General features: G+C 65.1%; 25 protein-coding genes. 11 read left to right on the top strand and 14 right to left on the bottom strand.

Annotated features, from left to right (window positions below; translation table 11 throughout):
- Positions 1-51: 51 nt before the first annotated feature.
- Genes glp through ACO054_RS07495 form a run of 5 tightly spaced genes read right to left on the bottom strand, consistent with a single transcriptional unit; the run spans position 52 to position 4,220 of the window.
- Positions 52-1,266: a gephyrin-like molybdotransferase Glp gene (gene glp / locus ACO054_RS07515; RefSeq protein WP_421709818.1), complete on the bottom strand. Its 1,215-nt coding sequence runs from the start codon at positions 1,264-1,266 to the stop codon at positions 52-54.
- Positions 1,267-1,305: 39 nt separating this feature from the next.
- Positions 1,306-1,782, bottom strand: a complete 477-nt coding sequence (moaC, locus tag ACO054_RS07510) for a cyclic pyranopterin monophosphate synthase MoaC (RefSeq protein WP_421709817.1) — start codon at positions 1,780-1,782, stop codon at positions 1,306-1,308.
- Entirely contained in the window at positions 1,779-2,585 is an 807-nt protein-coding gene (gene trpC, locus ACO054_RS07505; RefSeq protein WP_421709816.1) for an indole-3-glycerol phosphate synthase TrpC, read from the bottom strand. Before trpC ends, moaC begins: the two co-directional genes overlap by 4 nt.
- Positions 2,582-3,631, bottom strand: coding sequence for an anthranilate phosphoribosyltransferase (gene trpD, locus ACO054_RS07500; RefSeq protein WP_421709815.1), 1,050 nt, complete (start codon positions 3,629-3,631; stop codon positions 2,582-2,584). Before trpD ends, trpC begins: the two co-directional genes overlap by 4 nt.
- Positions 3,632-3,641: 10 nt before the next feature.
- Complete coding sequence (locus ACO054_RS07495; protein ID WP_421709814.1) at positions 3,642-4,220, bottom strand: anthranilate synthase component II; 579 nt, start codon at positions 4,218-4,220, stop codon at positions 3,642-3,644.
- 139 nt (positions 4,221-4,359) lie between these two features.
- Here ACO054_RS07495 and ACO054_RS07490 point away from each other — a divergent pair, with 139 nt between their 5' ends.
- The 4 genes from ACO054_RS07490 (at position 4,360) to ACO054_RS07475 (ending at position 8,692) form a co-directional block, all read left to right on the top strand.
- Complete coding sequence (locus tag ACO054_RS07490) at positions 4,360-6,696, top strand: heavy metal translocating P-type ATPase (RefSeq protein WP_421709813.1); 2,337 nt, start codon at positions 4,360-4,362, stop codon at positions 6,694-6,696.
- Between the two features lie 4 nt (positions 6,697-6,700).
- Positions 6,701-7,108 (top strand): Cu(I)-responsive transcriptional regulator, encoded by a 408-nt coding sequence (cueR, locus tag ACO054_RS07485; RefSeq protein WP_421709812.1) that lies wholly within the window; start codon positions 6,701-6,703, stop codon positions 7,106-7,108.
- A gap of 73 nt (positions 7,109-7,181) precedes the next feature.
- Positions 7,182-8,441 (top strand): divergent polysaccharide deacetylase family protein, encoded by a 1,260-nt coding sequence (locus tag ACO054_RS07480; protein ID WP_421709811.1) that lies wholly within the window; start codon positions 7,182-7,184, stop codon positions 8,439-8,441.
- Between the two features lie 68 nt (positions 8,442-8,509).
- A complete protein-coding gene (locus ACO054_RS07475) occupies positions 8,510-8,692 on the top strand; it encodes a helix-turn-helix domain-containing protein (protein ID WP_421709810.1) in 183 nt (60 codons plus the stop codon).
- Between the two features lie 32 nt (positions 8,693-8,724).
- Here the strand turns inward: ACO054_RS07475 and ACO054_RS07470 are convergent, their stop codons facing one another.
- Genes ACO054_RS07470 through ACO054_RS07455 form a run of 4 tightly spaced genes read right to left on the bottom strand, consistent with a single transcriptional unit; the run spans position 8,725 to position 12,136 of the window.
- The gene (locus tag ACO054_RS07470) at positions 8,725-9,657 is read right to left on the bottom strand and encodes a 3-keto-5-aminohexanoate cleavage protein (protein ID WP_421709809.1); all 933 of its coding nucleotides are present in this window, start codon (positions 9,655-9,657) and stop codon (positions 8,725-8,727) included.
- A 19-nt stretch (positions 9,658-9,676) separates the two neighbouring features.
- Positions 9,677-10,621, bottom strand: coding sequence for a 3-hydroxyacyl-CoA dehydrogenase (locus ACO054_RS07465; RefSeq protein WP_421709808.1), 945 nt, complete (start codon positions 10,619-10,621; stop codon positions 9,677-9,679).
- A gap of 22 nt (positions 10,622-10,643) precedes the next feature.
- Entirely contained in the window at positions 10,644-11,420 is a 777-nt protein-coding gene (locus ACO054_RS07460; protein ID WP_421709807.1) for an SDR family oxidoreductase, read from the bottom strand.
- A complete protein-coding gene (locus ACO054_RS07455; RefSeq protein WP_421709806.1) occupies positions 11,417-12,136 on the bottom strand; it encodes a GntR family transcriptional regulator in 720 nt (239 codons plus the stop codon). Before ACO054_RS07455 ends, ACO054_RS07460 begins: the two co-directional genes overlap by 4 nt.
- A gap of 255 nt (positions 12,137-12,391) precedes the next feature.
- On the opposite strand from ACO054_RS07455, the gene ACO054_RS07450 reads away from it, so the two are divergent.
- The 3 genes from ACO054_RS07450 (at position 12,392) to ACO054_RS07440 (ending at position 15,234) form a co-directional block, all read left to right on the top strand.
- A complete protein-coding gene (locus ACO054_RS07450) occupies positions 12,392-13,396 on the top strand; it encodes a DctP family TRAP transporter solute-binding subunit (protein ID WP_421709805.1) in 1,005 nt (334 codons plus the stop codon).
- A gap of 74 nt (positions 13,397-13,470) precedes the next feature.
- Positions 13,471-13,962: a TRAP transporter small permease gene (locus tag ACO054_RS07445; RefSeq protein ID WP_421709804.1), complete on the top strand. Its 492-nt coding sequence runs from the start codon at positions 13,471-13,473 to the stop codon at positions 13,960-13,962.
- 3 nt (positions 13,963-13,965) lie between these two features.
- The gene (locus ACO054_RS07440) at positions 13,966-15,234 is read left to right on the top strand and encodes a TRAP transporter large permease (protein ID WP_421709803.1); all 1,269 of its coding nucleotides are present in this window, start codon (positions 13,966-13,968) and stop codon (positions 15,232-15,234) included.
- 12 nt (positions 15,235-15,246) lie between these two features.
- On the opposite strand, the gene ACO054_RS07435 is transcribed toward ACO054_RS07440, so the two are convergent.
- From ACO054_RS07435 to ACO054_RS07415, 5 genes are all read right to left on the bottom strand, one after another.
- Entirely contained in the window at positions 15,247-16,269 is a 1,023-nt protein-coding gene (locus ACO054_RS07435; protein ID WP_421709802.1) for a GNAT family N-acetyltransferase, read from the bottom strand.
- Positions 16,266-17,156, bottom strand: a complete 891-nt coding sequence (gene sseA, locus ACO054_RS07430; RefSeq protein WP_421709801.1) for a 3-mercaptopyruvate sulfurtransferase — start codon at positions 17,154-17,156, stop codon at positions 16,266-16,268. Before sseA ends, ACO054_RS07435 begins: the two co-directional genes overlap by 4 nt.
- A gap of 53 nt (positions 17,157-17,209) precedes the next feature.
- A complete protein-coding gene (locus tag ACO054_RS07425; RefSeq protein ID WP_421709800.1) occupies positions 17,210-17,917 on the bottom strand; it encodes an alanyl-tRNA editing protein in 708 nt (235 codons plus the stop codon).
- Positions 17,918-17,938: 21 nt separating this feature from the next.
- Positions 17,939-18,943 carry a cysteine synthase A gene (locus ACO054_RS07420; RefSeq protein WP_421709799.1) on the bottom strand — a complete coding sequence of 335 codons (1,005 nt, stop codon included), beginning with the start codon at positions 18,941-18,943 and terminating at the stop codon, positions 17,939-17,941.
- Positions 18,944-19,245: 302 nt separating this feature from the next.
- A complete protein-coding gene (locus ACO054_RS07415) occupies positions 19,246-19,863 on the bottom strand; it encodes an NUDIX domain-containing protein (protein ID WP_421709798.1) in 618 nt (205 codons plus the stop codon).
- Positions 19,864-20,090: 227 nt separating this feature from the next.
- Between ACO054_RS07415 and ACO054_RS07410 the strand changes: the two genes are divergently transcribed.
- The 4 genes from ACO054_RS07410 to ACO054_RS07395 all read left to right on the top strand — a co-directional run bounded on the left by ACO054_RS07410 (position 20,091) and on the right by ACO054_RS07395 (position 25,501).
- Positions 20,091-21,341 (top strand): alpha/beta fold hydrolase, encoded by a 1,251-nt coding sequence (locus ACO054_RS07410; RefSeq protein ID WP_421709797.1) that lies wholly within the window; start codon positions 20,091-20,093, stop codon positions 21,339-21,341.
- Positions 21,342-21,760: 419 nt separating this feature from the next.
- Entirely contained in the window at positions 21,761-23,446 is a 1,686-nt protein-coding gene (locus ACO054_RS07405) for an ABC transporter substrate-binding protein (RefSeq protein WP_421709796.1), read from the top strand.
- A gap of 75 nt (positions 23,447-23,521) precedes the next feature.
- Complete coding sequence (locus ACO054_RS07400; RefSeq protein WP_421709795.1) at positions 23,522-24,454, top strand: ABC transporter permease; 933 nt, start codon at positions 23,522-23,524, stop codon at positions 24,452-24,454.
- Positions 24,455-24,472: 18 nt separating this feature from the next.
- The gene (locus ACO054_RS07395; protein ID WP_421709794.1) at positions 24,473-25,501 is read left to right on the top strand and encodes an ABC transporter permease; all 1,029 of its coding nucleotides are present in this window, start codon (positions 24,473-24,475) and stop codon (positions 25,499-25,501) included.
- Positions 25,502-25,529 lie beyond the last annotated feature (28 nt).

Raw genomic sequence — 25,529 nt, 5'->3', positions numbered from 1 at the left:
TTTTGTTCTAATCACGTTCCGTTCGTACGTCAAGCGTTCCCGGAATATCGCCTATATCGACCTCAGACCCGAGGGGAAACGAAGCAGCTCGACCCTCTCTCCGGCGGCGAGCGCCGCCGCATGCGGGGCGCGTACCACGAGGGCATCGGCTCGCGCCAGAGTCGCGAGCATGGAGCTGTCCTGCTTGGGGAAGGGGCGCGCGAGCAGACGCCCGTTTTCGTCCCTTTCCAAAGTGGCGCGCAGATAGTCCTGGCGTCTGTCGTTGGCCCCCAGATCCTCCGCCAGAACCGCCGGTTCGGTCGGATGTGCCGGTCGCTGGAGGCCCTGGAGCCGCTCGAGAATGGGGCGGACGAACAGCAGCCCGCAGACCAGGCTGGAGACCGGATTACCGGGCAGCCCCAGCATGGCCGTGCCGCGCAGATTTCCAAACATCAGCGGCTTGCCCGGCCGCATCGCAATCTTCCAGAAATCGAGATCGAGGCCCTCTTCCCCCAAGACCGAGCGGATCAGGTCGTGCTCGCCGACCGAGGCACCGCCGGTCGTGACCAAAAGATCCGCGCCGGCGGCACCGGCCGCCAGCCGCCGAAGCGATTCGGCCGAATCGGCTGCGATACCGAGGTTGACCGCCTCGCCGCCGCAGGCCTGGACCAGCGCGCAGAGCGCAAGGCCGTTAGAAGAGACGATCTGGCTGGGCCCGACGGGATCGCCCGGCATCACCACCTCGTCGCCCGTCGCTAGGACCGCAACCCGGGGACGCCGATGCACGGAGACCCAGGGCCGGTTCATGGCCGCGATCAAGCCGAGGTCGCGGACGCTGACCAACTCGCCGGCCGCGACGCCGACGTCGCCGCTCCGGAAGTCCAGGCCGGCGGGGCGCACGTAGGTGCCGCGAGCCGCGCTTTCCTTTACGGCGACCGTCTCGCCGGTCCGTTCGGTATCCTCTTGTATGACGATGGTGTCGCCTCCGTCGGGCAACGGCGCGCCGGTGAAGATCCGCACCGCCTCGCCAGGCCTCAGCGCCTGTGCGTAGCGACCGCCGGCCGGCACCTCGCCCACCACGGCGAGCCGGGCTGGAACAGCGGCTACATCTTCGGCACGGACCGCGTAGCCGTCCATTGCGCTCACCGCCGCCGGCGGCTGGGTCACGCGCGCGGTCACGTCCGCGGCCAAGACCCGGCCGAGCGACTCGTTCACCGCTACGGTTTCAGGTGGAAGCGGGGCGAAAACGGAAAGAATGCGGGTCAAGGCTTCGTCTACGGAGATCATCTTTTGCCCAAACTTCGCTTCACCCGTGATGCGCACTCGTCATTCGGCTTCGTAGTCACCGGACTTGCCGCCCGACTTGCGGGTCAGACGGACCTGCTCGATAGACATCCCGCGATCGACAGCCTTGCACATGTCATAGACCGTAAGTGCCGCAACGCTGACGGCTGTCAGTGCCTCCATCTCAACGCCGGTCCGACCATTCAGCTTGCAGGTCGCCTCGATCTCGACGGCATCGCGTTCGGGGAGCAGCCGCAGGTCCACCTTGACCGAGGTGAGGGCGAGCGGATGACAGAGCGGGATCAAATCGGGCGTCCGCTTGGCCCCCATGATGCCGGCCAGGCGCGCCACCGACAGCACATCACCCTTTTTCACGCCGCCGGACTGGATCCTGCGCAGCGTCTCCGGCTGCATCACCACCAGTCCCTTGGCGGTGGCGCTCCGTTCCGTCTCGGCCTTGCCGCCGACGTCGACCATCACCGCCTTGCCCTCGGCGTCGAAGTGGGTGAAGTCGCTCACGCTGAAACCTCGGCCGGACGCGACAAGACGCGGGTCGCCGCGGCGACGTCGGGCTGACGCATCAGGGATTCTCCGATCAGGAAGGCCTTGGCGCCTCGCTCGGCCAGCCACTGCAGGTCCTGCGGTGCGTAGATGCCGCTTTCGGCGACCAGAAAGCGCTCGTCCGGCACCTCGGCTGCCAACTGCGCGAAGGTCTCCAACGAGACCTCCAGCGTCTTGAGGTTGCGGTTGTTGATGCCGAGCAGCGGGGAGGCCAAGCGAAGGGCCCGCTGCAGCTCCGCCGCATCGTGCACCTCCACCAGAACGTCCATGCCGAGCGAAACGGCGACCGCCTCCAGCTCGGCCGCCTGACCGTCGTCGAGCGCCGCCATGATCAACAGGATGCAGTCAGCGCCCAAGGCGCGCGCCTCGACGACCTGATAGGGATCGAGCATGAAGTCCTTGCGCAGAAGCGGCAGATCGATGGCCGCTCGGGCCGCTTGCAGGTCCGCATCCCGGCCCTGGAAGTAGGGCACGTCCGTCAGAACCGAGAGGCAGCAGGCACCGCCGGAGCTGTAAGCCCGAGCCAGCGCCGCCGGGTCGAAATCGGACCGGATCAAGCCTTTAGAGGGCGAAGCTTTCTTGATCTCGCAGATCAGGGCCGGCTTACCTTCGGTCGCCTTGGCAGCGAGAGCCGCACGAAAACCACGCGGCGCACCGGCGTCCTGGGCCGCCGCCTCCAGGTGCGAGAGCGAACGTTCGGTTTTGCAGGCCGCGACATGGACCAGCTTGTCGGCGCAGATGCGGGCGAGAACATCGTTCATGGGCGGGCTGGCTCCCCGGTCGGCCGGTTGGTGATCTCGATCAGCTTGCCAAGCACCTTGCGGGCCGCCCCGCCGTCGATCGCCTCGGAGGCAATGGCGACGCCTTCGCGCAGCGTCTCTGACCTGTCCGCCACGATCAGGCCGCCAGCAACGGTCAGCAACACCGTGTCGCGGAACGGGCCAGGCTGGCCGTCGAGCAGGGCCAAGATGGCTTGCGCGTTGACCGAAGCATCGCCGCCGCGAATGTCCTCGAAAGTCGCACGCGGCAAACCTGCATCCTCGGGAGTCACCTCGAAGGTCGAGATGCTGCCGTTCTTCAACTCCGCAACGAAGCTCATACCGGTCGTCGTCATCTCGTCGAAGCCGCCGTCGCCGTGCACCACCCAGGCCTTGTCGTGGCCCAGTTCGAGCAGGCTCTGCGCCATCGGCTCCAGCCATCGACGGTCGAAGACGCCGAGAAGCTGGCGCTTGACCAGACAAGGATTCGACAGGGGACCCAGAAGATTGAAGATCGTGCGGGTGCCGAGTTCGACCCGCGCCGGGCCGACATGGCGAGTGGCGCTGTGGTGGCGCGGCGCCATCAGGAAGGTGATCCCGGCCTCGGTCAGCGCTGTCTGGACCAGATTCATGTCCGCGTCGATGTTGACGCCGAGGGCGGTCAGCACGTCGGCAGCGCCGGACTTGGAGGAAAGCGCGCGGTTGCCGTGCTTGGCGACCGGCACGCCGCAGCCGGCCAGCACCAGCGCCGCTGCCGTGGAGATGTTGAAGGTTCCCTTGGCATCGCCGCCGGTCCCGCAGGTATCGAGTGCGCCGTCAGGCGCCTCGAGTTTCAGCATGCGGGCGCGCATGGAGCGCGCGGCGCCGGTGATTTCCTCTACCGTCTCGCCGCGTACGCGCAGCGCCATCAACAAACCGCCCATCTGCGCCGGCGTGGCGTCGCCCGACATCATAATGTCGAAGGCGCGCTCGGCCTCCGCTTCGCTCAGCGAACGGCCGGTGGCCGCCGCCGCGATCAGGGCTTTCATGTCTGTAAGGTCGCCGGGCATGCGGGGCTGTTTACGCGTTGCGCCCGCTCAGACGCAAGAAGTTGGCGAGCAGAGTATGTCCATGCTCGGAAACGATGGATTCCGGATGGAACTGCACGCCGAAGATCGGCAGCTCGCGATGCCGCAGGCCCATGATGACGCCGTCGTCGGTCTCCGCCGTGACCTGCAGAGACTCGGGGAGGTCGTCGCGCGCCACGATCAGAGAGTGGTAACGGGTCGCCGTGAAGGGCGCCGGCAAGCCTGCGAAGACATCGCTGTTCTCGTGACGCACAGGGCTCGTCTTGCCATGCATCGGCTCGGGGCCGCGCACCACTCGGCCGCCGAAGGCTTGTCCGATCGACTGATGCCCCAGGCAGACGCCCAGGAGCGGCAGTTTTCCCGCGGCCAGCCGAATGACGTCGAGACAGATACCCGCGCGATCCGGGTCGCAAGGACCGGGCGAAAGGATGATGCCCTCCGGCGCCATCGCGACCGCCTCCTGCGCCGAGAGGGCGTCGTTCCGATGCACCTCGACCTCCGCGCCCAGATCGCCCAGGAAGTGATAGAGGTTGTAGGTGAAGCTGTCGTAGTTATCGATAAGCAAAAACATTTCAGAGACTTCACTCACTGTCTTCACGATGTGCCAGCAGGGTCGACGGAAAAAATAACACCACGACCTCGCCGCGCCCAGGGGAGCCGGACGGAAGAGCTCTTGACCTTCCCATGACAGGAAGGTGCAGCTTAGGGATATGTCCATCACGCAGTCATATCCGCGAACACCCCAAACGGCGCAGGCGGAGCCAGTCGAGCCAAAATCGGCGCGGCTGGAGTCCGGCGACTGCGACGGCCGCCCGAATGCCCGGATGGAGCCGGCCGCCGTTGCCACTCTCCGCTTCGACCTCCAGGTCAGCGGTATGACCTGCGCCTCCTGCGTCCGGAGTGTCGAGAGCAGTCTGACGGCCGTACCGGGAGTCACCGACGCCCGAGTCAACTTCGCGACTGGGCGGGCCCGGATCTCCGCTGGAGCAGCGGTAACGACCCCCCAGCTTCTGCAGGCGGTGGAAGAGGCCGGCTTTTCGGCCCGACCGGCCGACGAGGCGCGGGACGCCGAGGGAACGCAGACACGCGATTGGCGGATCTTCACGCTCTGTGCCGCGCTCACCATTCCTCTGGTCGGGCAGATGGCACTACCGCTGATCGGAATCGCCGCGATGATTCCGCCGTTGGTCCAGCTTCTGCTCGCGACGCCGGTTCAGGTGCTGGCGGGCGCGCGCTTCTACCGCGGCGCCTTCGCGGCCTTGCGTCACCGCCAGGCCAACATGGATCTCCTGGTCGCTATCGGCACCTCGGCCGCCTTCGGTCTTTCCCTCTGGCTGATGGCCTCCTCGCCCGAGACGCTGTTCAGTTTCACAGGGCCGCACCTCTACTTCGAGGCGGCGGCAGCGATCCTAACCCTGGTACTACTCGGACGGCTGCTGGAAGCGCGCGCCAGGCGCCATACCTCAGCGGCGTTGCGCGCGCTGCAAGAGCTGCGTCCCGACCTGGCGCGGGTCGAGCGCGACGGAGCCGTCGTCGAGGTCCCGGCCACGCATCTGCAGGTGGGGGATATCGTCGTCGTCCGTCCGGGTGAAGGCATCCCGGCCGACGGGCGGGTGCTCGAAGGGGAGAGCGAGGCCGACGAGTCGATGCTGACCGGTGAAAGCCTGCCGATCGACAAGCTGCCGGAAAGCAAGGTCATCGGCGGCACGCTGAACGGCTCCGGTCTGCTGCGGGTCGCCGTAACGGCTTCGGCGGCGCAGTCGGCCCTGGCGCGGATCGTGGCCGCAATGGAATCGGCACAGTCGGACAAGCCGGCAGTGCAACGACTGGTCGACCGCATCTCGGCCGTCTTCGTACCGGCTGTGGTGGCTCTTGCGGTCGCGGCTTTCACCGGTTGGCTGCTAGCCGGTGCCGCACTGTCCACGGCAACCCTGGCCGCCGTTTCGGTTCTGGTGATCGCCTGTCCCTGCGCCCTGGGCCTCGCGACGCCGATCGCCATCGTCATGGGCACTGGCGTGGCGGCGCGACGCGGCGTTTTGATCAAAGACGCGGAAACGCTGGAACGCGCACGCGAGATCGACACCGTCGTCTTCGACAAGACCGGAACCTTGACGAAGGGTAAGCCGGAAGTCGTCGCCCTGGTCCCAGCCGGGGAACGGGAGCGGAGTGAGCTCCTTCGGCTGGCCGCCGCCGCGCAGCAGGGCAGTGAGCATCCGCTGGCCCACGCGCTGAGGCGCGCCGCGTCGCGCGAGGGACTGGACCTGCCCAGGGTCGTAGACTTTCGCGCTCTTCCCGGACGCGGCCTGCGGGCCGTCGTCGAAGGACGGAGCCTGCTGATCGGTAGTCGGCGCCTGATGGCAGAGCAGGGTGTCGAGGCAACGGTGCTGGAAGAGGCTGCGAGAGAGCAGGAGACCAGCGGGTACAGCCTCGCTTGGGTCGCGGAGCTGCGCGGGCAAACATCCCAGCTCCTAGGCCTGGTGGCCTTCGGAGACACGCCCAGATCCACCTCTGCCGATGCCGTCGCCGACCTCAAGCGCCTCGGCCTGCAGGTCGCTCTGCTCAGCGGCGACAATCGACGCGCGGCCGAGGCCATGGGCAAACGCCTTGGGATCGAACAGGTGATCGCCGAGGTGCTGCCGGAGGAAAAGGCCGCTGAGATCCAGCGACTTAGGGCAGCCGGCCGGTCGGTCGCCATGGTCGGCGACGGCGTCAACGACGCGCCCGCTCTGGCGGCCGCCGACTTGGGACTTGCCATGGGGGAGGGCAGCGACGTGGCTCTGGAGGCAGCCTCGGTCGCGCTACTGCGATCCGACCCGCGCCTGGTGGCCGAGGCGGTGGTGCTGGCCCGCGCGACCCGCGCGAAGATCAGGCAGAACCTTTTCTGGGCCTTCATCTACAACACCGCCAGCCTGCCCTTGGCGGCTCTCGGACTGCTCTCGCCGATCGTGGCCGGAGCGGCCATGGCAGCCTCCTCGATTTCGGTTGTCGGCAACACCCTGTTGCTGGGGCGTCTGCGGCGCGGTCGGCGCCTCCTGCCATCGGATTGACGCTATGAACATCGGCGAAGCAGCCGCCCAATCCGGTGTGGCGGCGAAAACCATCCGCTACTACGAATCAATCGGTCTGATCGCCCCGGCGGAGCGGACGGAGGCCGGCTATCGCGTCTATTCGACCAACGATATCCAAACCCTGCGTTTCATCGCGCGGGCACGCGGCCTCGGCTTTTCCGTCGCCGACTGCGCCAGTCTGCTCGCACTCTGGAGGGACAAGTCGCGCGCCAGCGCTGACGTGAAGGCCCTGGCACGGCATCAGGTCGAGGCCATCGAGGCCAAGATCGCCGAGTTGGAGACGATGCGCGCGACACTCGAGCACTTGATGCGGCGCTGCCACGGCGACGACCGCCCCGACTGCCCAATTCTCAGTGATCTGGCAGGCTCTTTGTCTCGAAAAGACGCTTGATCCGACGCCGGATCTCCGGTTCGACTCCGCGACGCTAGCTGCTCGTTAACCTAAAGAGGGCAATACTTCGGGCGTGCGTGAAGGCAAGGACCAGATACAACGGCCGCTCCAACGTTCCGAGCGTCGGCAGAAGACGGCGATCCGACGCGACCGGCGCGCGGCCGGCCTTCATCCGGAGCCCGTGGGGTCCAGGATCGGCTCCGGCTTTCGAGACCTCGCCCGCAGCCGGATTCTGCAACTCGGGCTGCTTTGGTCGGCGGCCTTAACGCTCGGCGGCCTGGGCGGTCTTCACCTCGCCGAGGAGGGCTGGCCGGGTTCCGAAAGAGTTCCGGCTGCGTCGGCCCCCGCCTTGGCCCTAACGGTCGATCCGCTGCCGCCCGAGCCTGAATTCGCAGCCGATCAGCCGGCCGGCGAAGCGGCCGCACCCGCCCCGGACGCGCCGCTCGCAGATACCCTCGGCACCGAGACCGCCGAGTTGCCGGCGGTCGAATCCGAACAGGAAGCGGCGCGCGACGCCGGATCTGAGACTGTCACCGCAACAGTCGCCGCGGCGGTTCCGTTGGATCTGATCGGCCCGCAAAGCCGTCCGGCCTGGCTGGCCAACGCCATTCCCTCCACGGTCGACCCCGAGCGCCCGATGATCGCGGTGGTGATCGACGACCTCGGCCTCAAGCGCCGGGCGACCCGTCAGACCGTGGCACTGCCCGGACCGCTCTCCCTGGCCTTTCTGGCCTACGCCGGAGATCTGACCGAGCAGGCGCGGTTGGCCCGAGCCGCCGGCCATGAACTGCTGCTGCACCAGCCGATGGAGCCGCAGGGGGCGCAAGACCCGGGGCCGGGCGCCCTGCTGACCGGCCTCAGCGCCGAGGCGAATGTGGCGCGACTGACGAAAGCCCTCGACCGTTTGCCCACGGTCGTCGGCATCAACAACCACATGGGTAGCCGTTTCACGGCCTCGCCCACAGCGTTGGAGCCGGTGTTGGCAACACTCCGGCAGCGCGGCCTGCTGTTCCTGGACTCCCGCACGACGGCCGAGTCCGTCGGCACGTTGCTTGCCAATCGGATGGGCGTCCCCAGCATCGGACGCGACGTCTTTCTGGATCACAAGGTCGGCGCCGGCCGGCCCTACGTGGAGCAGCAGCTTGCCGAGCTCGAGGCGATTGCCCGCGAGAACGGAGCGGCGGTCGCCATCGGGCACCCGCACAAGGGCACGTTGGAAGCTCTAGCGGCCTGGCTGCCGCAGTTGGAGGCGCGCGGCTTTCAACTTGTCCCGATCTCGGCGGTTGTACGGGCGCAACAGAACCGTCTTCTCGCCGAATCGAACCGTCGCTGAAGACCGCCGCGGCTAGAGCAGGATCTGAGTTCATGGAACAAGTGCAACACCGCTAAAGTGATTGCGCGATGGGTATACGTTACGGCCAGCTCAGCCTTGAGGAGCGTTTGGCGATCTCCGACCTGCATGGAGGCGGGAGATCGATCCGCAGCATTGCCGCCACATTGAGACAGGCGCCAAGCACAATCAGCCGCCAGCCGCGAGTTGGCCCGCAACAGCCGGCCGACCAAAGCCTGGCCTGGCGGGTATGATCCCTGCCGCGCTCATGGCTTGGTCGAGGGCGTCAAAAGTCGACCCGGTCTCCGCCCTTGAGTCCAAGCATTTCCCGGGCCTCGTCGGGCGTCGCCACATCGATCGACAGCCCCGTCAACAAGTCTCGTGCCTTGCTGACCTGATCGGCGTTGGACTGTGCCAGTGCACCGGGACCGATCCAGAGCGAGTCCTCGAGCCCCACCCGTATGTTTCCGCCCATCGACGCGGCCTGGGCAGCGATCCGCATCTGATTGCTGCCGGCGCCCAGTACCGACCAGCGGTAGCCGTCGCCAAACAGCCGGTCCGCCGTGCGCCGCATGTGCAGGACGTCCTCCGGATGTCCGCCGATTCCGCCGAGGATACCGAAGACGCTTTGCACGAAAAGCGGCCCCTCGATGATACCGCGGTCGACGAAGTTCCGGAGATTGTAGAGATGGCTGATGTCGTAACACTCGCACTCGAAGCGGGTGCCGTTGGCCCCGCAGGCAGTCATGATCTTCTCGATGTCCGAAAAGGTGTTTTTGAACACGAGGTCAAAACTCTTTTCGAGATGCTCCTTCTCCCACGCGTGCTTGAACGAGGTGTAGCGCTCGAGCATGGGAAAGAGACCGAAGTTCATGGAACCCATGTTGAGCGAGGCGATCTCGGGCTTGAAGAGAACAGCCGGCTGCATGCGTTCTTCGACGCTCATGTGCGGGCTGCCGCCGGTCGTGAGATTGATGGCGGCGTTCGTTGCCTGCTTGATGTTGGGCAGGAAGCGTTCGAAGACCTTCGGGTCCTGGGTGGGGCGGCCCGTCTCGGGGTCCCGCGCGTGCAGATGCAGGATGGCCGCGCCGGCCTCGGCTGCCGCGACCGCCGCCTCGGTGATTTCCTCAGGCGTGACCGGCAGATACTCGGACATGGAAGGCGTGTGGATCGCGCCGGTCACCGCACAGGTGATGATGACCTTGTTTCGAGAGGCCATGAACCGCTCCCCTTTGTCTTCAGGTTTCGGACTCGCTTGCGGCGTCGCCGAGATGGACCGACAGCGCCATCAGGCGCCGATCCCGCCAGGCCTGGCGCTTCTCCAGCGCTTCAGCCGGACGGACGGCACGTAGCTCGTCCGCCAAGCGCTCCAGGACCTCGGGTTGCCAAGGCGGCGCGTCACTGCGCTGCCGGTCGATTGCGGTATAGAGCGGGCCGTAGCGCCGCGCGTAGTCGGCAACGCCGCCCGGCGCATTCAGATCGATCGTCTCGAACGGACCCATGAATGACCAGCGCCGTCCGAGACCGTCCCTGACCGTCCGGTCCAAATCTTCCGCCGAGACGTAGCCGTCACGGTAGAGCCGGAGGGCTTCGGTCAGAAGCGCGCCTTGCAGCCGGTTGAGGACGAACCCCTCGATCTCCTTACGCACGTGGATCGGTACCTGTTCGACCCGGCGCATCAACGCGAGGGTCCGGGCGACGCAATCGGAAGCGGTTCGCGCGCCCGGTACGACCTCGACCAGGGGCACGAGAGACGGCGGATTGACAGGGTGCGCGACGAGGCAGCGCTCAGGCCGGTCGAGATGGCCGGCAAAGTCCGTCGCGGTAATGCCGGAGGTCGAACTCGCCAGAATGGCGTCTCTGGGCGCAGCCGCCTCCAGCGCGCTGAAGAGGCGCCGCTTCAGACCGACGTCTTCAGGGCCGCATTCCTGAACGTAAGTCACGCCCTCGAGCGCCGTCCCCAGCTCGGCATGGCGGGTGATCCGGCGTAGGATCCGTTCGGGCTTGCCGCAGAGCCCGGCCTGGTGAAGGTCGGCCAACGTTGCGGCGATCGCAGCTTTGGAGCGGGCCAGCGCTTCGGCGTCCGGATCCTGCAGCCGCACCGCGAACCCGGCCCGAGCGAAGACAACGGCCCAGGCCCTACCAATCAGCCCGGCGCCGATGACGGCAATCGTCTCGTTCATCTCGGTTCCTCGGTTCGACTCTTCAGAGCGTTTCGACATTGCCACAGACGCTTAGGGCCTGGCCGCTGATGCTCCCTCCGCCCGGGGCAGAGAGAAACAGCGCCATCGCGGCGATATCCTTGGCGTCGACCATGCGGCGCAGCGAGACCTTCGAGAGATTTTCCCGCTCAACGTCTTCATAAGTCCGTCCGAGCGCTTCGGCTCTATCGCGGATCACGCGCTCGATGCGCTGTCCCCTGACGATCCCGGGCAGGATGGCGTTGACCCGCACGCCGTCCGGCCCAAGCTCCGCCGCGAGGCTCTTGGTCAACCCAACGACCGCCCACTTGCTCGCCGCATAGGGCGTGCGAAACGCGAACCCCAGCCGTCCAGCCACAGACGCGAGGTTCAGGAGGACGCCTTGACTTTCGCGCAAGTGCACCGCCGTGCGACGGGCAACCAGATACTGGCCGTTGAGGTTGACGTCGATCACGCGCTCCCAGTCGGCCACCTCGATTTCGTCGATGCCGGCGGTCGGCCCGGCAATGCCGGCGTTGTTGACGACGACGTCGAGACCGCCAAGGACGCGGGTCGCCGCCTCGACCAGCGCGTCCACGTCTGCGGGTTTGCTGACGTCGGCGAGACCGCGCCCGATCTCCGGATCCAAGGTATCGAGGATGGAACGATCCACATCGCAGGTGTAGACCTGCGCCCGGGCTTCCCGGAACGCCTCGACGATGACGCGCCCGATTCCGCTGCCGCCAGCCGTAACGAGGACACGCAAGCCTTCGCGGGGAACCAGGCTTCCAAGGACGCTCATGCCCGCTTGCTCTCCTGTGTCTCTTCCAACAGCAACTGCGCGATATCCTTTGCGGCATCGCCGATGTCCCGTTCGATCGCTCTGCGTGCAGCCGTCCCGTCGCCGTCCCGCATCGCCCGTTCCGCTTCCCGGTGACACTCCATGGAGTGAGCGAGATGACCGGGACGGAAGAGAGCCAGTCGAATCAGCGGACCCACCCGCACCCACAGCCCTTCGATCAACTCGAGCAAAATGGGCTGGCGCGCGGCCTGATAGATCGCGGAATGGAAGCGCCAGTTGTTCTCGAGATAGGCATCCGCGTCCTTCTTGGCGGCAGCCGTTTCCATCAGCGCGCAGGCGTTGCGGATCAGCCGAAGGTGCCGGCTTGTCATGCGCCCGCAGGCCGTCTCCGTCGCCATGCCCTCAAGCTGGATGCGGATCGTGCGGATCTCGACGAGAGCTTCTGGAGACAGAAACGGCACGGCCAGCACGCGATTGGGGCCCTGGACCACAAGCCCGCCCTCGCTCTCGAGCCGCCGTAAGGCTTCGCGGACCGGCGTCACACTGGTCCCGAGTGCCGCCGCCGTCGTGCGCAGGCTGATTTCCTCACCGGGCCGAAAGCGCCCACTCATCAGAGCCTGCCGCAAGGCCAGATAGGCCTGAGTCTGAACCGTCGTTCCATCCTCGAGAACCAGCTGGCTCAGCTTGTCCGGATCGTTCTCCGCCGCGATCAGCATAGTCTTTTTCGTCCAGTCAAAGGCATCAACTGTGATCTCACTTTCATCTCATAGGCTTCATTTTTGCCAGAGATTTCTGACCTATGTCGAGAGATTTGCTAATTTTTTTGCCCGCCTTGACTCTTCTGAGCATCCTCCATAGCGTTAATCCGTGATCACACCTGAACGAAGGTCGCTGGCTTTCAGCGCCTCCGCAAGAGGGATGGATCCGAAGCACGAAGCCCCGAAAAGGGGGAGCTCCAGGAGGAAACGACCTTGAAACGCCTTGTCACCGGATTGGCGGCAGCCGCCGTCGCTTGCGTCTCCGCCGCGGCGAGCGCGCAGCAGAACGACTACAGCGACGTCGAACCCGAACGCATCATAGACGTCAGCCTTCCCCTCGGCCCCGCATCCCAGCAGGGCATCGGCATCCTGAAATTCGGCGAGGAACTACAGCGGCTCTCCGAGGGGCGGCTTCGAATCCAGCCGCACTACGACAACGCCCTCGGCGCAGAACGCGAAGTCGTGGAGGGCATGAGCTTCGGCACGATCGACGCCGGCATTACCTCGACCGGCCCTATGGGCGGTTTCGTCGATGCTTTCATGCTGTTCGACCTGCCTTACATCTTTACGGATCACGCACATGCTCACGCCTTCCTGGACAGCGAGCACGGCGCACAGCTCGCGCAGCTTCTGGAAGACGGAGCGAACGTGAAGATCCTGGCCTGGATGGAGAACGGTTTCCGCCACAACACCAACAACGTGCGCCCGCTCAATCATCCTGACGATCTCAGGGGGATCAACCACCGCACCCAGGAAAGCCGCGTTCAAGTCGATACCTGGAGAGCGCTCGGTGCCAACGCCTCGCCGATGGCCTGGACCGAGGTCTTCACCGCTTTGCAGCAAGGTGTGATGGATAGTCAGGAAAACCCACTACCGACCATTTACGACGTCAACTTCTACGATGTGCAGCGCTACCTGAACATGACGCAGCACGTCTACTCCCCGGCGCCGCTGATGATGGGGCTCGACCTGTTCAACTCTTTTTCCGAAGAAGACCGGGCGATCATCCTGGAGGCGGCTGCAATCGCCCTGCCTGTGCAGAGGCAGGCCAGTCAGGACCTTGAGCAGGAATACCTCGGACGCCTCGAAGAGCTTGGCATGGTTGTGACCCATCCCGATCTCGAACCCTTCCGGGAGAAGGTGGCACCGGTCATCGAGACCTGGACGCCGACGGTCGGGCCGAGCCTCGTCGAGGCCGCGGTCGCCTTCTCGAACTGACTTGACGGTGCCGCGATCCGGGTGCGGGGGCAAACTCCGCACCCAGGACGCGCAACGCCGGGAGTCTTCTCCAGATGATACGCGCACTGTTCGCCATCAACCGCGCCATCGCGGGTCTGAACTGGGTGGTCGGGTGGCTACTCGCCGCCTTGCTCCTCGTCATGACCGTCTTCATCGCCTGGCAGGTTTTCGCGCGCTACGTGATGGGGAGTCCCCTGTTCTTCTCGGAGGAGATCGCGCGCTTTTCGATGGTCTGGATGACCATGCTCGGGATAGGTTACGCCTTCCGCCACGGCAGCCTGATCTCGGTCGACATCCTGGCCGAATTCGGCGGCATCACGCTCCGGCGGCTGCTTGCGGTGACAATTCCGCTCATCGCCGTCGTCTTCGCGCTCGTTCTTCTCGTCTGGGGCATCGATATCACGGAGCGGGTTGCCCGCCAGACAGCACCGAGCACCCGGATCTCGATGGGTTGGCTCTACGCCGCCGTGCCGGCAGGCGCAGCCCTCATCTTCGTCAACGCGCTCGGTCTGCTCATCGACTCCGTCATTCCGAAGCGCGCCTGATCGATGGTCGCGCTCCTCTTCGTCCTGCTGGCCGTCCTGCTGCTGATCGGTCTGCCGATCGCCTTCGCACTTGGCCTCGCCGCCACGGCAACGATCTGGCTGGGCGATCTGATGCCGATGCTGATCGTTCCGCAGGAAATGATCCGCTCGATCAACTCCTTCGCCTTGCTCGCGATTCCCTTCTTCATCCTCGCGGGCTTCCTGATGCAGCACGGCGGTATCTCGCGCCGTCTGGTCGACTTCTCTAACGCATTGGTCGGCAGCATGACCGGCGGACTGGCCATGGTGGCGATCGTGACCTCTCTCTTCTTCGCCGCAATATCGGGGTCCGGGACCGCAACGACCGCAGCGATCGGCGCGATCCTGATCCCGGCCATGATCGCAAAGGGCTACAACGCGAATTTCGCTGCGGCGAACCAGGCCGCCGCCGGGTCTCTTGGCGTCATTATTCCGCCAAGCATTCCGCTGATTCTTTACGCAATCTCCGCCAATGTCTCTGTCGGCGACATGTTCATGGCCGGCATTCTGCCCGGCGTCCTCGTCGCCGTCGCGCTCCTGCTCTACGCCCACCTCTATTCACGCAGACGGATGCCTGCGCGCGAGGACCCGAGCTCCCGGCGTGACATGCTGGTCGCCGGCCGCAAGGCGATCCTGGCCATTCTCATGCCGGTGCTCGTTCTGGGTGGAATCTACGGTGGTGTCTTCACGCCGACCGAGGCAGCGGTGATTGCCGTCGTCTACTCCTTCCTGGTCGGGGCACTGGTCTACCGCGAAATCAAGCTGCGCGACATCCCGGAGATCCTGCGAAGATCCGCCGTCACCTCCGCCGTCATTCTCGGCATCATCGCCGCTGCCGGACTGTACGGCCGAATCATTCAGACCCTCGGCGTTCCTGCCATGGTCTCAGATCTCGTGATCGGTTCCATCGCCAGCGTCATCATCTTCATCGTACTGGTGAATGTTCTTCTGCTGATCGTCGGGATGTTCATCGAGGCGGCCGCGGCGATCCTGATCTTCGTTCCGATCTTGCTGCCGATCGCCCTCAGTTTCGGCATTAGCCCGATCCACTTCGGCATCATCATGGTGGTCAATCTCGCGATGGGGATGTTCACCCCGCCCGTCGGCCTGAACCTCTTTGTCGCGTCTCAGATCTCCGGCTCGGGGATCGCCAAGCTGTCGCGCTCGGTGGTCCCCTTCGCTATCGTCGTCTTCGCCGTCGTGCTGGTGATCAGTTTCGTGCCCTTCCTATCCACCTGGCTTCCGTCGCGCTGACCCTTGCAAGGGCTACGTGTTTAGTCCCGACAGACGCGGATCGTCGATGACCTTGCGTTCCTGGGCGTAGGGGATGAAGCCCATGCGCTGATAGAGAGGCAGGGCCTTGGGGTGATCCAGGGTGTTGGTGTTCACCCAGAGGCGGCTCGGTTCGTAGGACCAGGCGATGTCGATGGCACTGGAGAGCAGGTAGGGCCCCAGGCGCTGGCCGACGAACTCCGGCATAAGACCGAAGTAGGCCAGCTCGATCTCGGGCCGCCGGCGCCGGTCCAGCTCGGCGTAGCCCGCCGGCTGACCGTCGACATAGAGCACGTAGATCTCGACCTTATCGTCCTGGATGATCCCGGCCAGGTCTGCGTCGTTCAGGGCGCGCCGTTCCCACCAGAGCCAAGGCTCGCCGACGCTGTTGTAGAGGAAGCGGTAGAAGGCGACAGTCGGCCGGAGGCAGCGGAGCAGGGCGGTCGTCCGGCCGGCTGGTGCTTGGAGCGTCTGCAGGGCAGGGCGGCTATGCATCTCCAGATAGGTGACGGTGTTGACCAGCTTGTTGGCATCGAGCTTATCGGGCTCGACAGCCCGAGGTCCGGTTGCCGTGGAGGAGGATGCGGGGCGTCTGCCCGCGTCGAGATCCCGAGACAGCAAGGTCGTTTTCGCCTCGGCGTAGCCGAAGGCCTCGCCGACTCGCCGTGCATCGACGTCGGCCGGCCCAAGCAGAACCTGGGCCTCGGTCGCACCGCGTTCGCGCAGCCAGGTTTCGCCCCGCCGCATCAGGCGACGCGCCAGGCCGCTGCCGCGCAACTCAGGTTCGACCGCCAGCTTGATCAACCAACCGCTCTCGCCGTCGAGCCGTGCGGCCACGCAACCAGCCACTTCGATCCCGTGCTCCAGGCGACGTCTCGCGACAAGCAGACAGCCCTGCATTCCCTCGAAGGACGGCAGGGCGTCGGGCAGCCCGCAGCGCCGCCAGAGCGCCTGGCAGCCTTCGAGATCGGCCGTGCCGGCTTCGGCGACCTCGAACGGCGCGCTGCCCTCGCTCATGCAGAGGCGTCCGATCCGCCGCCGCCAGCTTCGCCGGTCGTAACGGGCGTCTCGGCGTCCGGCAGTCCCCATTCGGCCCAGGAACCGTCGTAGACCGCGACATCACGATGCCCGACCAGGGCGAGACCCAGGGCGAGGATGCAGGCGGTGACGCCGGAGCCGCAGGTGGTCACCACCGGCTTGCCGAGGTCGAGACCCGCCTCGGCGAAGCGCTGACGTAGCTGAGGTTCGGACAGCAGCGTGCCGTCGGTGGCGTCGATCAGATCGGTGAAGGGCAGGTTGAGCGACTGGGGTATTCGCCCGAGCCGCCGACCCGGCCAGATCTCCCCGGCCGCGCCCTCGAAACGCTCGCGCGAGCGCGCATCGACAACCTGTTCCCGACCGCTCTCCAGGTTGCGCAAAAGCTGGTCCTTGCCGCGCACCTGGGTGCGGTCAAAGCGGGCCGTGAAGTGGCGCTCCTGAGGCTGCACCAGACGATCGTCCAGAGGGCGCCCCTCGGCCTTCCATTTGGGTAGACCGCCGTCCAGAACCGACACGTCCCGGTGCCCCATGATCCGGAAGCTCCACCAGACGCGCGGCGCCGAGCGCAGACCGTGACGGTCGTAGACGACGATGCGGTTGCCGTCCCCCAGCCCCAGCTTGCGCACCCGAGAGGCGAACTTCTCCGGGCTGGGCAGCATGTGGGGCAGGGACGAAGTTTCGTCCTTGATCTCGTCAATATCGAAGAAGACCGCGCCCGGTATGTGCTCGGCCTCGTAGTCCGCGCGGGCATCGCCCTCCTCGACGGGCAGGTAGTAGCTCGCATCGACGAGGCGCACGTCCGGCGCCTCCAGGTGCTCTGCAAGCCACTCTGTCGAAACCAGGGCGGAGCTATCGGGCCGGAGCATGGAGACGTCCCTTTCGTTGGACGGTTTCGGAGCTGCGCAGCAGGGCGGAGCGGTCAGCCGGCGAAGCGCAGATTGATACGGCGGTTCTGCTTGCCCTTGTTCTCGATCTTGCCGACTTCGACAGGACCGATCTCACCGGTGCGAGCAACGTGCGTGCCGCCGCAGGGCTGCAGGTCGACGCCCGGGATCTTCAGCAGGCGGACCCGACCGGCGCCGCTCGGCGGCTTGACCGACATGGTACGCACCAGCTCCGGCTGCGCGGCCAGTTCGTCGTCGGTGATCCAGACGGGGGTGACCGCATGATCCTCCCGGATCAAACGGTTGAGCTCCCCGGTCAACCAGGCTTTGTCGGGACTGCCGTCTGGCAGATTGAAGTCCAGACGGCTCTTCTCCGCGCCGACCTGACCGCCTGTGACGTGGCCCTCAACCAGGCTGCAGAGCAGGTGCAAGCAGGTGTGCATGCGCATGTGCCGGTAGCGCCTGTCCCAATCGAGCTCGGCCGTCACCTTGCCGCCGACCTCTGGCAGCGCCTCGCCCTCGGCCGGTATCAGGAGGCTATCGTTGTGGTCGTCGCCCTTGTGGGTATCGGCGATGCGGAGCTCGCGGCCGTCGGCGAAGCGCAGAACGCCGCTGTCGCCCGGCTGGCCGCCGCCCTCCGGATAGAAGATCGTCCGATCAAGTCGGATGCCTTCGGGTCCGGCCGAGATGACTTCGGCGTCACAGCTCTTGAGATAGGCGTCGTCGCGGAACAGCAGATCCATGGCGCGCTCCTTGTGGCGGTGTCAGCGCTCGAGCCAGCCGGGAACCGGCAGGCCCTTGCTGCGGAGGAAAGCGGGGTTAAACAGCTTGGACTGATAGCGCGTCCCGCCGTCGCAGAGGATGGTGACGATGGTCTTGCCCGGCCCCAAATCGCGCGCCATGCGGATCGCCCCGCCAACATTGATCCCGCTGGAGCCGCCGAGCACCAGCCCCTCATGTTCCAGTAGATCGAAGACGATCGGCAAGGCCTCCTCGTCGGGAATGCGGTAGGCCAGATCGACCGGCGCCTCCTTCAGGTTCTCGGTGATCCGACCCTGGCCGATCCCCTCGGTGATCGACGTTCCCTCGGCCTTCAGTTCGCCCTTGGCGTAGTGGCCGAAGATGGCCGAGCCGCCGGGATCCGCGACGCCGATCTTGATCCCGGCCTTGCGCGCCTTCAAAGCGATACCGGTCCCGGCCAGCGTGCCCCCGGTTCCCACCGCGCAGACAAAGCCGTCGACCTGTCCCTCGGTCTGCTCCCAGATCTCGGGTCCGGTGGTCTCTAAATGGCCTTGGAAATTGGCGACGTTGTCGAACTGATTGGCCCAGATCGCCCCGTTGGGCTCCTTCTCCGCCAGCTCTTCGGCGAGCCGGCGCGACACGTGCACGTAGTTGTTCGGATCCTTGTAAGGCACCGCAGGCACCTCGTGCAATTCGGCGCCGCAGAGCCGCAGCATGCCCTTCTTCTCCTGACTCTGCGTCTCGGGAATGACGATGACCGTGCGATAGCCGCGCGCGCAACCGACCAGAGCCAGACCGATACCGGTGTTGCCGGCCGTGCCCTCGACGACGACACCGCCGGGCTTGAGCTGCCCCTTTTCCTCCGCATCCTTCACGATGGCCCAAGCCGCCCGGTCCTTAACCGATCCGCCGGGGTTCAGGAACTCCGCCTTGCCGAGAATCGTACAGCCCGTCGCCTCGGAGGCCGCGCGCAGCTTGATCAGCGGCGTTCGTCCGATGGTGCCGATAAAGCCGTCGCGGGAGGTCATGGTCTCGGGCGGTCCTCTCTTCGAAGTCGGTGCCGGTCCTGTCGGCTGAAATCGCGACTGAATCGTTGAAGTTCAAACAGCCGACGAAATCGGACTTTAGAGCGCGATCGTCTCAGGTGGAAGCGTTCGGCTTCCACCTGAGACGTGAATCGCCCTCTAAACCTTACGGTTAGAGTAGGATTTACGCCTTGGGTGGAATCGCCAGAGCAATCCCACCCAAGGCGATCCTGCTCTACGCCGGGGCTCCGCAGGGCCGCAAGATAGGCTCCCCGCAACCCAGCCCCTCACGGCATCGGATAGGCCTACGCGGTCCAAGCCGCGCGAACAGCCTCGCGGTTCAGCTTGAGCCACATCAGCGCCATAAGCGCGGGGGTGTTTTCCGTGCGCTTGTTCTCCACCAGAGCCCAAGCCTCCGCGAAGGGCGCCGCGACAGCTTCGATGTCCTCGTGCTCGTGATCCAGACCGTAGACGCCGCCGGCGTTCGTCAGGTCGGCCCGGCCGAGGTAGAGGTCGATCCGCTCGCTACTGGCACCCGCCGAGGTCATGAAGCGGAAGAGGTGCCAGAGATCTGTGACCTCCACGCCGGCCTCCTCCAGGGCTTCGCGGCGGGCCACGTCTTCGGCGGCTTCGCCGGGATCGATAATGCCGGCCACCGTCTCGATCTGCCAGGGTTGGCCCTCGCCGAGCAGTGCCGGCAGGCGCACCTGACGAACCATCAGCACCTTATCGGTCAGAGGGTCGTAAGGCAGCACCGCCACCGCATGGCCACGGTCGAAGACCTCGCGCTGCACCGCCTCCGACCAGCCGCCGGCGAAGAGACGGTGACGGAAGCGGAAGCGATCCATCTTGAAGTAGCCGTCGTAGACCCGCTCTTGCTGTTGGATGTCGATGTCGTCGGGGCCGAAGCCGCTGTCGAACATAGGCGCTGCACCTCCTTGCTGGCAGCGCGCAAGCTAGAGTGCAGGACCGGCGGTTGGAAGTGGCAAGGCTTCGACCGTTCGATGTCCTGCCGACGCAGCCGCCCGGAGATCGTGGAGGCCCGAACAGCCGCCGAGCCCGAACAGCCGCCGAACCCGAACAGTCGGTTGTGCCGGATCGGGCGGCATGGCTCACTGGCGATAGATAAACTGGAGGAGAGGCAGAGCGGATGCGAAGCGAGAAGTTCACGTTCCCGGGCAGCGACGGGCAGGAGCTTGCCGCAAGACTGGACTTGCCCGAAGGCAGGCCCTCGGCCTACGCGCTCTTCGCGCACTGCTTCACCTGTAGCAAGGACATCTTCTCGGCCCAGCGCATCGCCCAAGGGCTGGCCGAGCGCGGCCTCGCAGTCTTGCGCTTCGACTTCACGGGGCTGGGACACAGCGACGGAGAGTTCGCCAACACCAACTTCTCGTCCAACATTCAGGACCTGTTGGCCGCAGCCGAGCATTTGAGACGCACCTACGAGGCGCCGAAGCTGCTGGTCGGGCACAGCCTGGGCGGTGCCGCGGTGCTGGCGGCGGCCGGGGACATTCCGGAGTGCCAGGCCGTCGCGACCATAGCCGCACCCGCCGACCCCGCACACGTTGCCCATCACTTCACCGACAAGCGCGCGGAGATCGAACGCGAGGGCGAGGCCGAGGTGCAGCTCGCCGGCCGTCCCTTTCGGATCAAGAAACAGTTCTTGGAGGACATCGCCGCTCAGCGGCTGGCCGAGCGCGTCGCCGGCCTTCGCCGTCCGCTGCTGATCTTCCACGCGCCGCTCGACGAGACGGTGAGCATCGACAACGCGAGCGGCATCTTCGTCGCCGCGAAGCATCCGAAGTCCTTCGTTTCGCTGGACTCTGCGGACCATCTCCTGAAACGCAAGGAAGACGCGGTCTACGTGGCCGAGGTTCTCGCAGCTTGGGCAGGCCGATATCTGCGGACCGACAAGGTGGCTTCCGAAAAGGCGCAGCCCGATCCCTCGGGCAGGGACGAGGGCACGGTGGTGGTACGCGAAACCGGCGAGGGCTTCCTAAGCCAACACGTTTTCGTCGGCCGGCATCGCCTGCGTGCCGACGAACCGTTCGCCCTGGGCGGCGACGACAGCGGTCCGACGCCCTACGACCTGCTGTTGGCTGCGCTGGGCAGTTGCACCAGCATGACGATGCGGATGTACGCCAAGCGCAAGAACTGGGCATTAAAGACGGCACAGGTCACACTCAATCATTCGAAGATCCACGCGCAGGACTGCGCCGACTGCGAAACGCGCGACGGAAAAATCGATCGGATCGAACGGCAGATTCGACTGGAGGGCGACCTGGACGAAGCTCAGCGCGACAAGCTGCTGGAGATCGCAGACAAGTGTCCCGTCCACCGCACGTTGCACAGTGAAGTACAGATTGTCACGCAACGAGAGGCTGCGGAAACCCAAGGGTAGGTATGTCGCAATATGGCGGATTTATTGGAGAGTCCGTCGCAACTTGGCAACTTGCGCCTTGGGAGGCGGCCCAAACTCTGCTAGCGTTGGATAATAAGCTCGTTCGTTTAAACGCGAGCAAACAAAGGAAGATCCGGCTCGGCAAGCCTAACCAGCCGGAGTCAGGGAAGGCTATGGTACAGGGCTACAGGGATCCGTCTTACGGCGCCGTCGCGATCGAAGCGGTTGCGGGCGCAGGGCTGTGCCAGGCGCGATGCAACGTCGCCATCGCTGCAGGCACTGCAGGCTTCACACGCCCCTAGAGTTGCCGGTCTTCCTCGACATATCGCCGCGTGAGCGACCATCGAGAGTCGCAGACGCTCAAGATTTTTTTGACCGGTGCGCAGGTCGCGTCGGTCCGGCTGCCTAGGGAGACGAGAATGGCCAAGAAGGAAATCCGGGACGAGACGGGCAAACGCGTCCACCCCTACGTTCCGGAGCTCTGCGAGCAGCTTCGGAAGGGGGACTGCGATCGTCGCGAGTTCTTGCGCACAGCCACGCTGCTCGGTGTCTCCTCAGCCGCCGCCTACGCAATGGCAGGCACCATTCTGGGTGAAGCCCCGGTGAAGCGGGCGATCGCGCAGGAAACGCCGAAGATGGGCGGCACGCTGCGCTCGGCCATGCGCGTCCAGCGGATGGACGATCCGGCGACCTACGACTGGGCGGAGATGTCCAACCAGACCCGTGCGATCTGTGAGTACATGACCGTCACGGGATCGGACAACGTGACGCGCCCCTACCTGGCCGAAAGCTGGGAAGCCTCCGACGATCTCAAGACCTGGACCTTCAAGCTTCGCCAGGGCATCCAGTGGTCGAACGGCGACGCCTTCAACGCCGACGACGTAATCCACAACTTCACGCGCTGGCTCGACCCCGAGGTCGGCTCCTCCAACATCGGTCTCTTCGGCGGCATGGTCGAGCAGACGGCCGACGGCGGCAGCCGGATGCGCGACGGCGCGATCGAACGAGTCGACGATCACACCGTTCGCCTGCACCTCTCCGAGGCCGAGCTGGCGATCCCGGAAAACCTTTACAACTATCCGACGATCATTGTGCACCGCGGTTTCGGCGTCGATTACGAAGCCGATTTCGCGAGCAATCCCATCGGGACCGGCCCATACGAACTCAGCGAATTCCGGGTTGGCGAGGTCTGCCGGCTGCGCAAGCGCGGCGAATACTGGGGCGGCGAGGTCTTCCTGGACGAAATCCACTACATCGACACGGGCGACGACCCCAGCGCGCGCGTGGCGGCGCTGGCGTCCGGTCAGGTGGATCATCTCTACGAAGTGGACATCAGCGCCATCGATCTGATGGAGCGTCTGCCGAACGCAATCCTGCACGAGGCCGTCACCGCGCAGACCGGCGTGGCCCGCATGCGCGTCAGCGAGCCGCCCTTCGACAACCTGAAGGTCCGCCAAGCCTTCGTCGCCTGTATGGACCACCAGAAGGTTCTGGACATCGCCTATCGCGGACGCGGAAAGATTGCCGAGAACCACCATGTCTCGCCGATTCATCCCGAGTATTTCCAACTTCCCGGCATGACCCGCGACGTAGAGAAGGCCAAAGCGCTGCTGGCGGAGGCCGGTGTAGAGTTGCCACTGCGCGTCAAGATCGATCTCGGTCAGGCCGAAGCCTGGCACCTTGGGGCTATGCAGGAATACAAGCAGCAGCTCGAACCGGCTGGAATCATCCTCGACCTGAATCCGCTGCCCGGTGCCTCCTACTGGGACGTTTGGGACAAGACGCCCTTCGGTTTCACCCAGTGGACCCACCGGCCGCTCGGCGTCATGGCGCTGAACCTAGGCTACAAGTCCGGGGTGCCTTGGAACGAGTCGGGCTACTCGAGCGCGGAGTTCGACGCGGCCCTCGCGGAGGCCTCCGCGACCCTCGATGTGACCGAACGGCGTGCGAAGATGGAGCGGGTGCAGAAAATTTTGCAGGACGATGCGGTGATCGCTCAGCCGCTCTGGCGGTCCGTCTTCTCGGCAACCACGGACAAGGTCAAGGGGTACGAGCTCCATCCGACGTTCTATCACCAGTTCCACAAGGTCTGGTTGGACACCTGAGATTAGGGAGGTCGGCCGACGGCAGGACGCCACCGACCGGCCGATCCGCCCTTACGCTCGGGGGAGCTTGCATAGATGCTGATTTTCATCACCCGACGCGGCGCAACCATGGTTCTGACCATGATCGCCGTCTCGATGCTGCTGTTCGCCGCCCTGGAGGTGAACGTCGAGAACGTCGCGGTGAAGGTTCTTGGGCCCTACTCCTCACAGGAGCAGCGCCAGATCTGGCTCGAGAACAACGGCTATTTCGAGCCGATCTACGTTCGCTATGCGACCTGGCTGAGCAACTTTGTGGTCGGCGACTTCGGAGAGTCGATCCGTTTCCGCACCGACGTCGCGGATGTGCTCTGGCCGCGGCTCGGCAACACTGCGATCCTGGCCGCCTGTGTCTTCGCAGTCGTCATCCCCGTGTCCTTGTTGCTCGGCGTGCTCTCGGGGATGCGCGAGGGCTCGAAGCTCGACCGCTCGATTTCGATCACCTCGATCGTCACGACCTCCATACCGGAGTTCGCGTCGGCTCCGCTGCTGTCCGCTATCTTTGTGTTCTATCTTGGCCTTCTGCCTGGAACGAGCGGCATGGCCAGCGGCTTCGACCCACTTCAGTTGATTCTGCCGGCGCTTGTCTTGATTCTTTATGACTTCGGCTATGTGGCGCGCATGACCCGCGCCTCCATGGCAGAGGTCATGACGACCAACTACATCCGGACCGCCGTGCTGAAGGGGCTGCCATATCGGCGCGTAATCGTCCGGCATGCCCTGCGCAACGCCCTGATCGCCCCCTTCACGGTCATAATGCTGCAGATCAACTGGCTGCTGTCCGGCGTGATCGTCGTCGAGTTCTTTTTTGCCTACAAGGGCTTCGGCGCGCTTTTGCTGGAGGCCTCTCTGAATCAGGACATTTATCTGATCGAAGCCTGCGCCATGGTCGCGGTCTTCGTCGCCGTGATGACTCAGACGCTGGCCGATATCGGCTACACCTACCTCAATCCGCGCATTCGGTTCAGCTAGGGCAGGGGTGTCGGTCACATGAGCGAAACCACCCTCAACGGCGCCTCGCAGCAGGAAGAGGCCACAACTCGGTCTCCGTCGCGGATCGCGCGCATCTTTGCAAGCATCGTCCTGCTGCGGGAAAGCCGTGTCGGTATGGTCGGCGTCGCTCTGGTGCTCTTTTGGGTGTCCATGGCACTGTTAGCGACCCTGAACACGATTCTGGTCGATGCCGGCTTGCTGCAGGTCGGCATCGTCTTTCCGCCAAATGCGACCTTAGCACCGCTGATGCCACCCCTATCCGACTTCATCGTAAGGGCGGGTAGCTTGGTAAACGAGGCGCCGGTCGAAGAGATCTGTTCACTGATCGCAAGCGGTGAGAACGAAGGCTCCTACCACTGCGGGACCTTCTGGCTTGGCACCGATCACCTGGGACGGGATATCTGGGCGCGCATCTTCTACGGTTCGCAAACGGTTCTAACCTGGGCGCCGATCGCGACGATCTGCGCCTATGCGGTCGGCATTCCCATGGGGCTGGCGGCCGGCTACAAGGGCGGTTGGGTGGATGATTTCCTTTCCTTCATCTCCAACATTATCCTCTCGTTTCCGGTCCTGGTCCTCTTTATCCTCTTCATCACTCTGGTCGGGGCCTCGGCCATCAACATCGTGGTGGCCATCACCTTTGCCTCGGCGCCCGGCATCATGCGCATCGTCCGGGGACTGACCCTCGATCTGCGCACCCGCGAGTACGTCTTCGCCGCTCAGACCCGGGGCGAGCCGACCTGGTGGATCCTCTTCGTCGAGATTCTGCCCAACGCGCGGGGTCCGCTGATCGTAGATTCGATGCTGCGCCTCGGTTACGTGATCATCACGGTCGGCGTGCTCGGTTTCCTGGGCCTGGGCCTGCCGCCGCCAAACCCGGACTGGGGCGGCATGATCAACGAGACGCGGCAGATGGCCATGTCCTTCCCTTGGATGACCGTCTTCCCGTGCCTTGCCATCTCCTCTCTCGTGCTCGGCTTCAACCTGCTGGCCGACGGTCTGCGCGAAGTCTCGATGCGCGACTGATGGGACAAAGATAAGGAGAAACCGCCCG

Source organism: Algihabitans sp. (assembly GCF_965226985.1).
GTDB lineage: Bacteria > Pseudomonadota > Alphaproteobacteria > Kiloniellales > DSM-21159 > Algihabitans.
The sequence above is the reverse complement of the archived record's forward strand: the minus strand, read 5'-3'. Positions and strand labels throughout refer to the sequence as shown.

Bases quoted from the DNA above. Each gene is read 5' to 3' on its own strand.
- glp (WP_421709818.1), bottom strand. From the start codon at position 1,266: ATGATCTCCGTAGACGAAGCCTTGACCCGCATTCTTTCCGTTTTCGCC.
- trpC (WP_421709816.1), bottom strand. From the start codon at position 2,585: ATGAACGATGTTCTCGCCCGCATCTGCGCCGACAAGCTGGTCCATGTC.
- trpD (WP_421709815.1), bottom strand. From the start codon at position 3,631: ATGCCCGGCGACCTTACAGACATGAAAGCCCTGATCGCGGCGGCGGCC.
- ACO054_RS07495 (WP_421709814.1), bottom strand. From the start codon at position 4,220: ATGTTTTTGCTTATCGATAACTACGACAGCTTCACCTACAACCTCTAT.
- ACO054_RS07490 (WP_421709813.1), top strand. From the start codon at position 4,360: ATGTCCATCACGCAGTCATATCCGCGAACACCCCAAACGGCGCAGGCG.
- cueR (WP_421709812.1), top strand. From the start codon at position 6,701: ATGAACATCGGCGAAGCAGCCGCCCAATCCGGTGTGGCGGCGAAAACC.
- ACO054_RS07475 (WP_421709810.1), top strand. From the start codon at position 8,510: ATGGGTATACGTTACGGCCAGCTCAGCCTTGAGGAGCGTTTGGCGATC.
- ACO054_RS07470 (WP_421709809.1), bottom strand. From the start codon at position 9,657: ATGGCCTCTCGAAACAAGGTCATCATCACCTGTGCGGTGACCGGCGCG.
- ACO054_RS07465 (WP_421709808.1), bottom strand. From the start codon at position 10,621: ATGAACGAGACGATTGCCGTCATCGGCGCCGGGCTGATTGGTAGGGCC.
- ACO054_RS07460 (WP_421709807.1), bottom strand. From the start codon at position 11,420: ATGAGCGTCCTTGGAAGCCTGGTTCCCCGCGAAGGCTTGCGTGTCCTC.
- ACO054_RS07455 (WP_421709806.1), bottom strand. From the start codon at position 12,136: ATGCTGATCGCGGCGGAGAACGATCCGGACAAGCTGAGCCAGCTGGTT.
- ACO054_RS07445 (WP_421709804.1), top strand. From the start codon at position 13,471: ATGATACGCGCACTGTTCGCCATCAACCGCGCCATCGCGGGTCTGAAC.
- ACO054_RS07440 (WP_421709803.1), top strand. From the start codon at position 13,966: ATGGTCGCGCTCCTCTTCGTCCTGCTGGCCGTCCTGCTGCTGATCGGT.
- ACO054_RS07435 (WP_421709802.1), bottom strand. From the start codon at position 16,269: ATGAGCGAGGGCAGCGCGCCGTTCGAGGTCGCCGAAGCCGGCACGGCC.
- sseA (WP_421709801.1), bottom strand. From the start codon at position 17,156: ATGCTCCGGCCCGATAGCTCCGCCCTGGTTTCGACAGAGTGGCTTGCA.
- ACO054_RS07425 (WP_421709800.1), bottom strand. From the start codon at position 17,917: ATGGATCTGCTGTTCCGCGACGACGCCTATCTCAAGAGCTGTGACGCC.
- ACO054_RS07420 (WP_421709799.1), bottom strand. From the start codon at position 18,943: ATGACCTCCCGCGACGGCTTTATCGGCACCATCGGACGAACGCCGCTG.
- ACO054_RS07415 (WP_421709798.1), bottom strand. From the start codon at position 19,863: ATGTTCGACAGCGGCTTCGGCCCCGACGACATCGACATCCAACAGCAA.
- ACO054_RS07410 (WP_421709797.1), top strand. From the start codon at position 20,091: ATGCGAAGCGAGAAGTTCACGTTCCCGGGCAGCGACGGGCAGGAGCTT.
- ACO054_RS07405 (WP_421709796.1), top strand. From the start codon at position 21,761: ATGGCCAAGAAGGAAATCCGGGACGAGACGGGCAAACGCGTCCACCCC.
- ACO054_RS07400 (WP_421709795.1), top strand. From the start codon at position 23,522: ATGCTGATTTTCATCACCCGACGCGGCGCAACCATGGTTCTGACCATG.
- ACO054_RS07395 (WP_421709794.1), top strand. From the start codon at position 24,473: ATGAGCGAAACCACCCTCAACGGCGCCTCGCAGCAGGAAGAGGCCACA.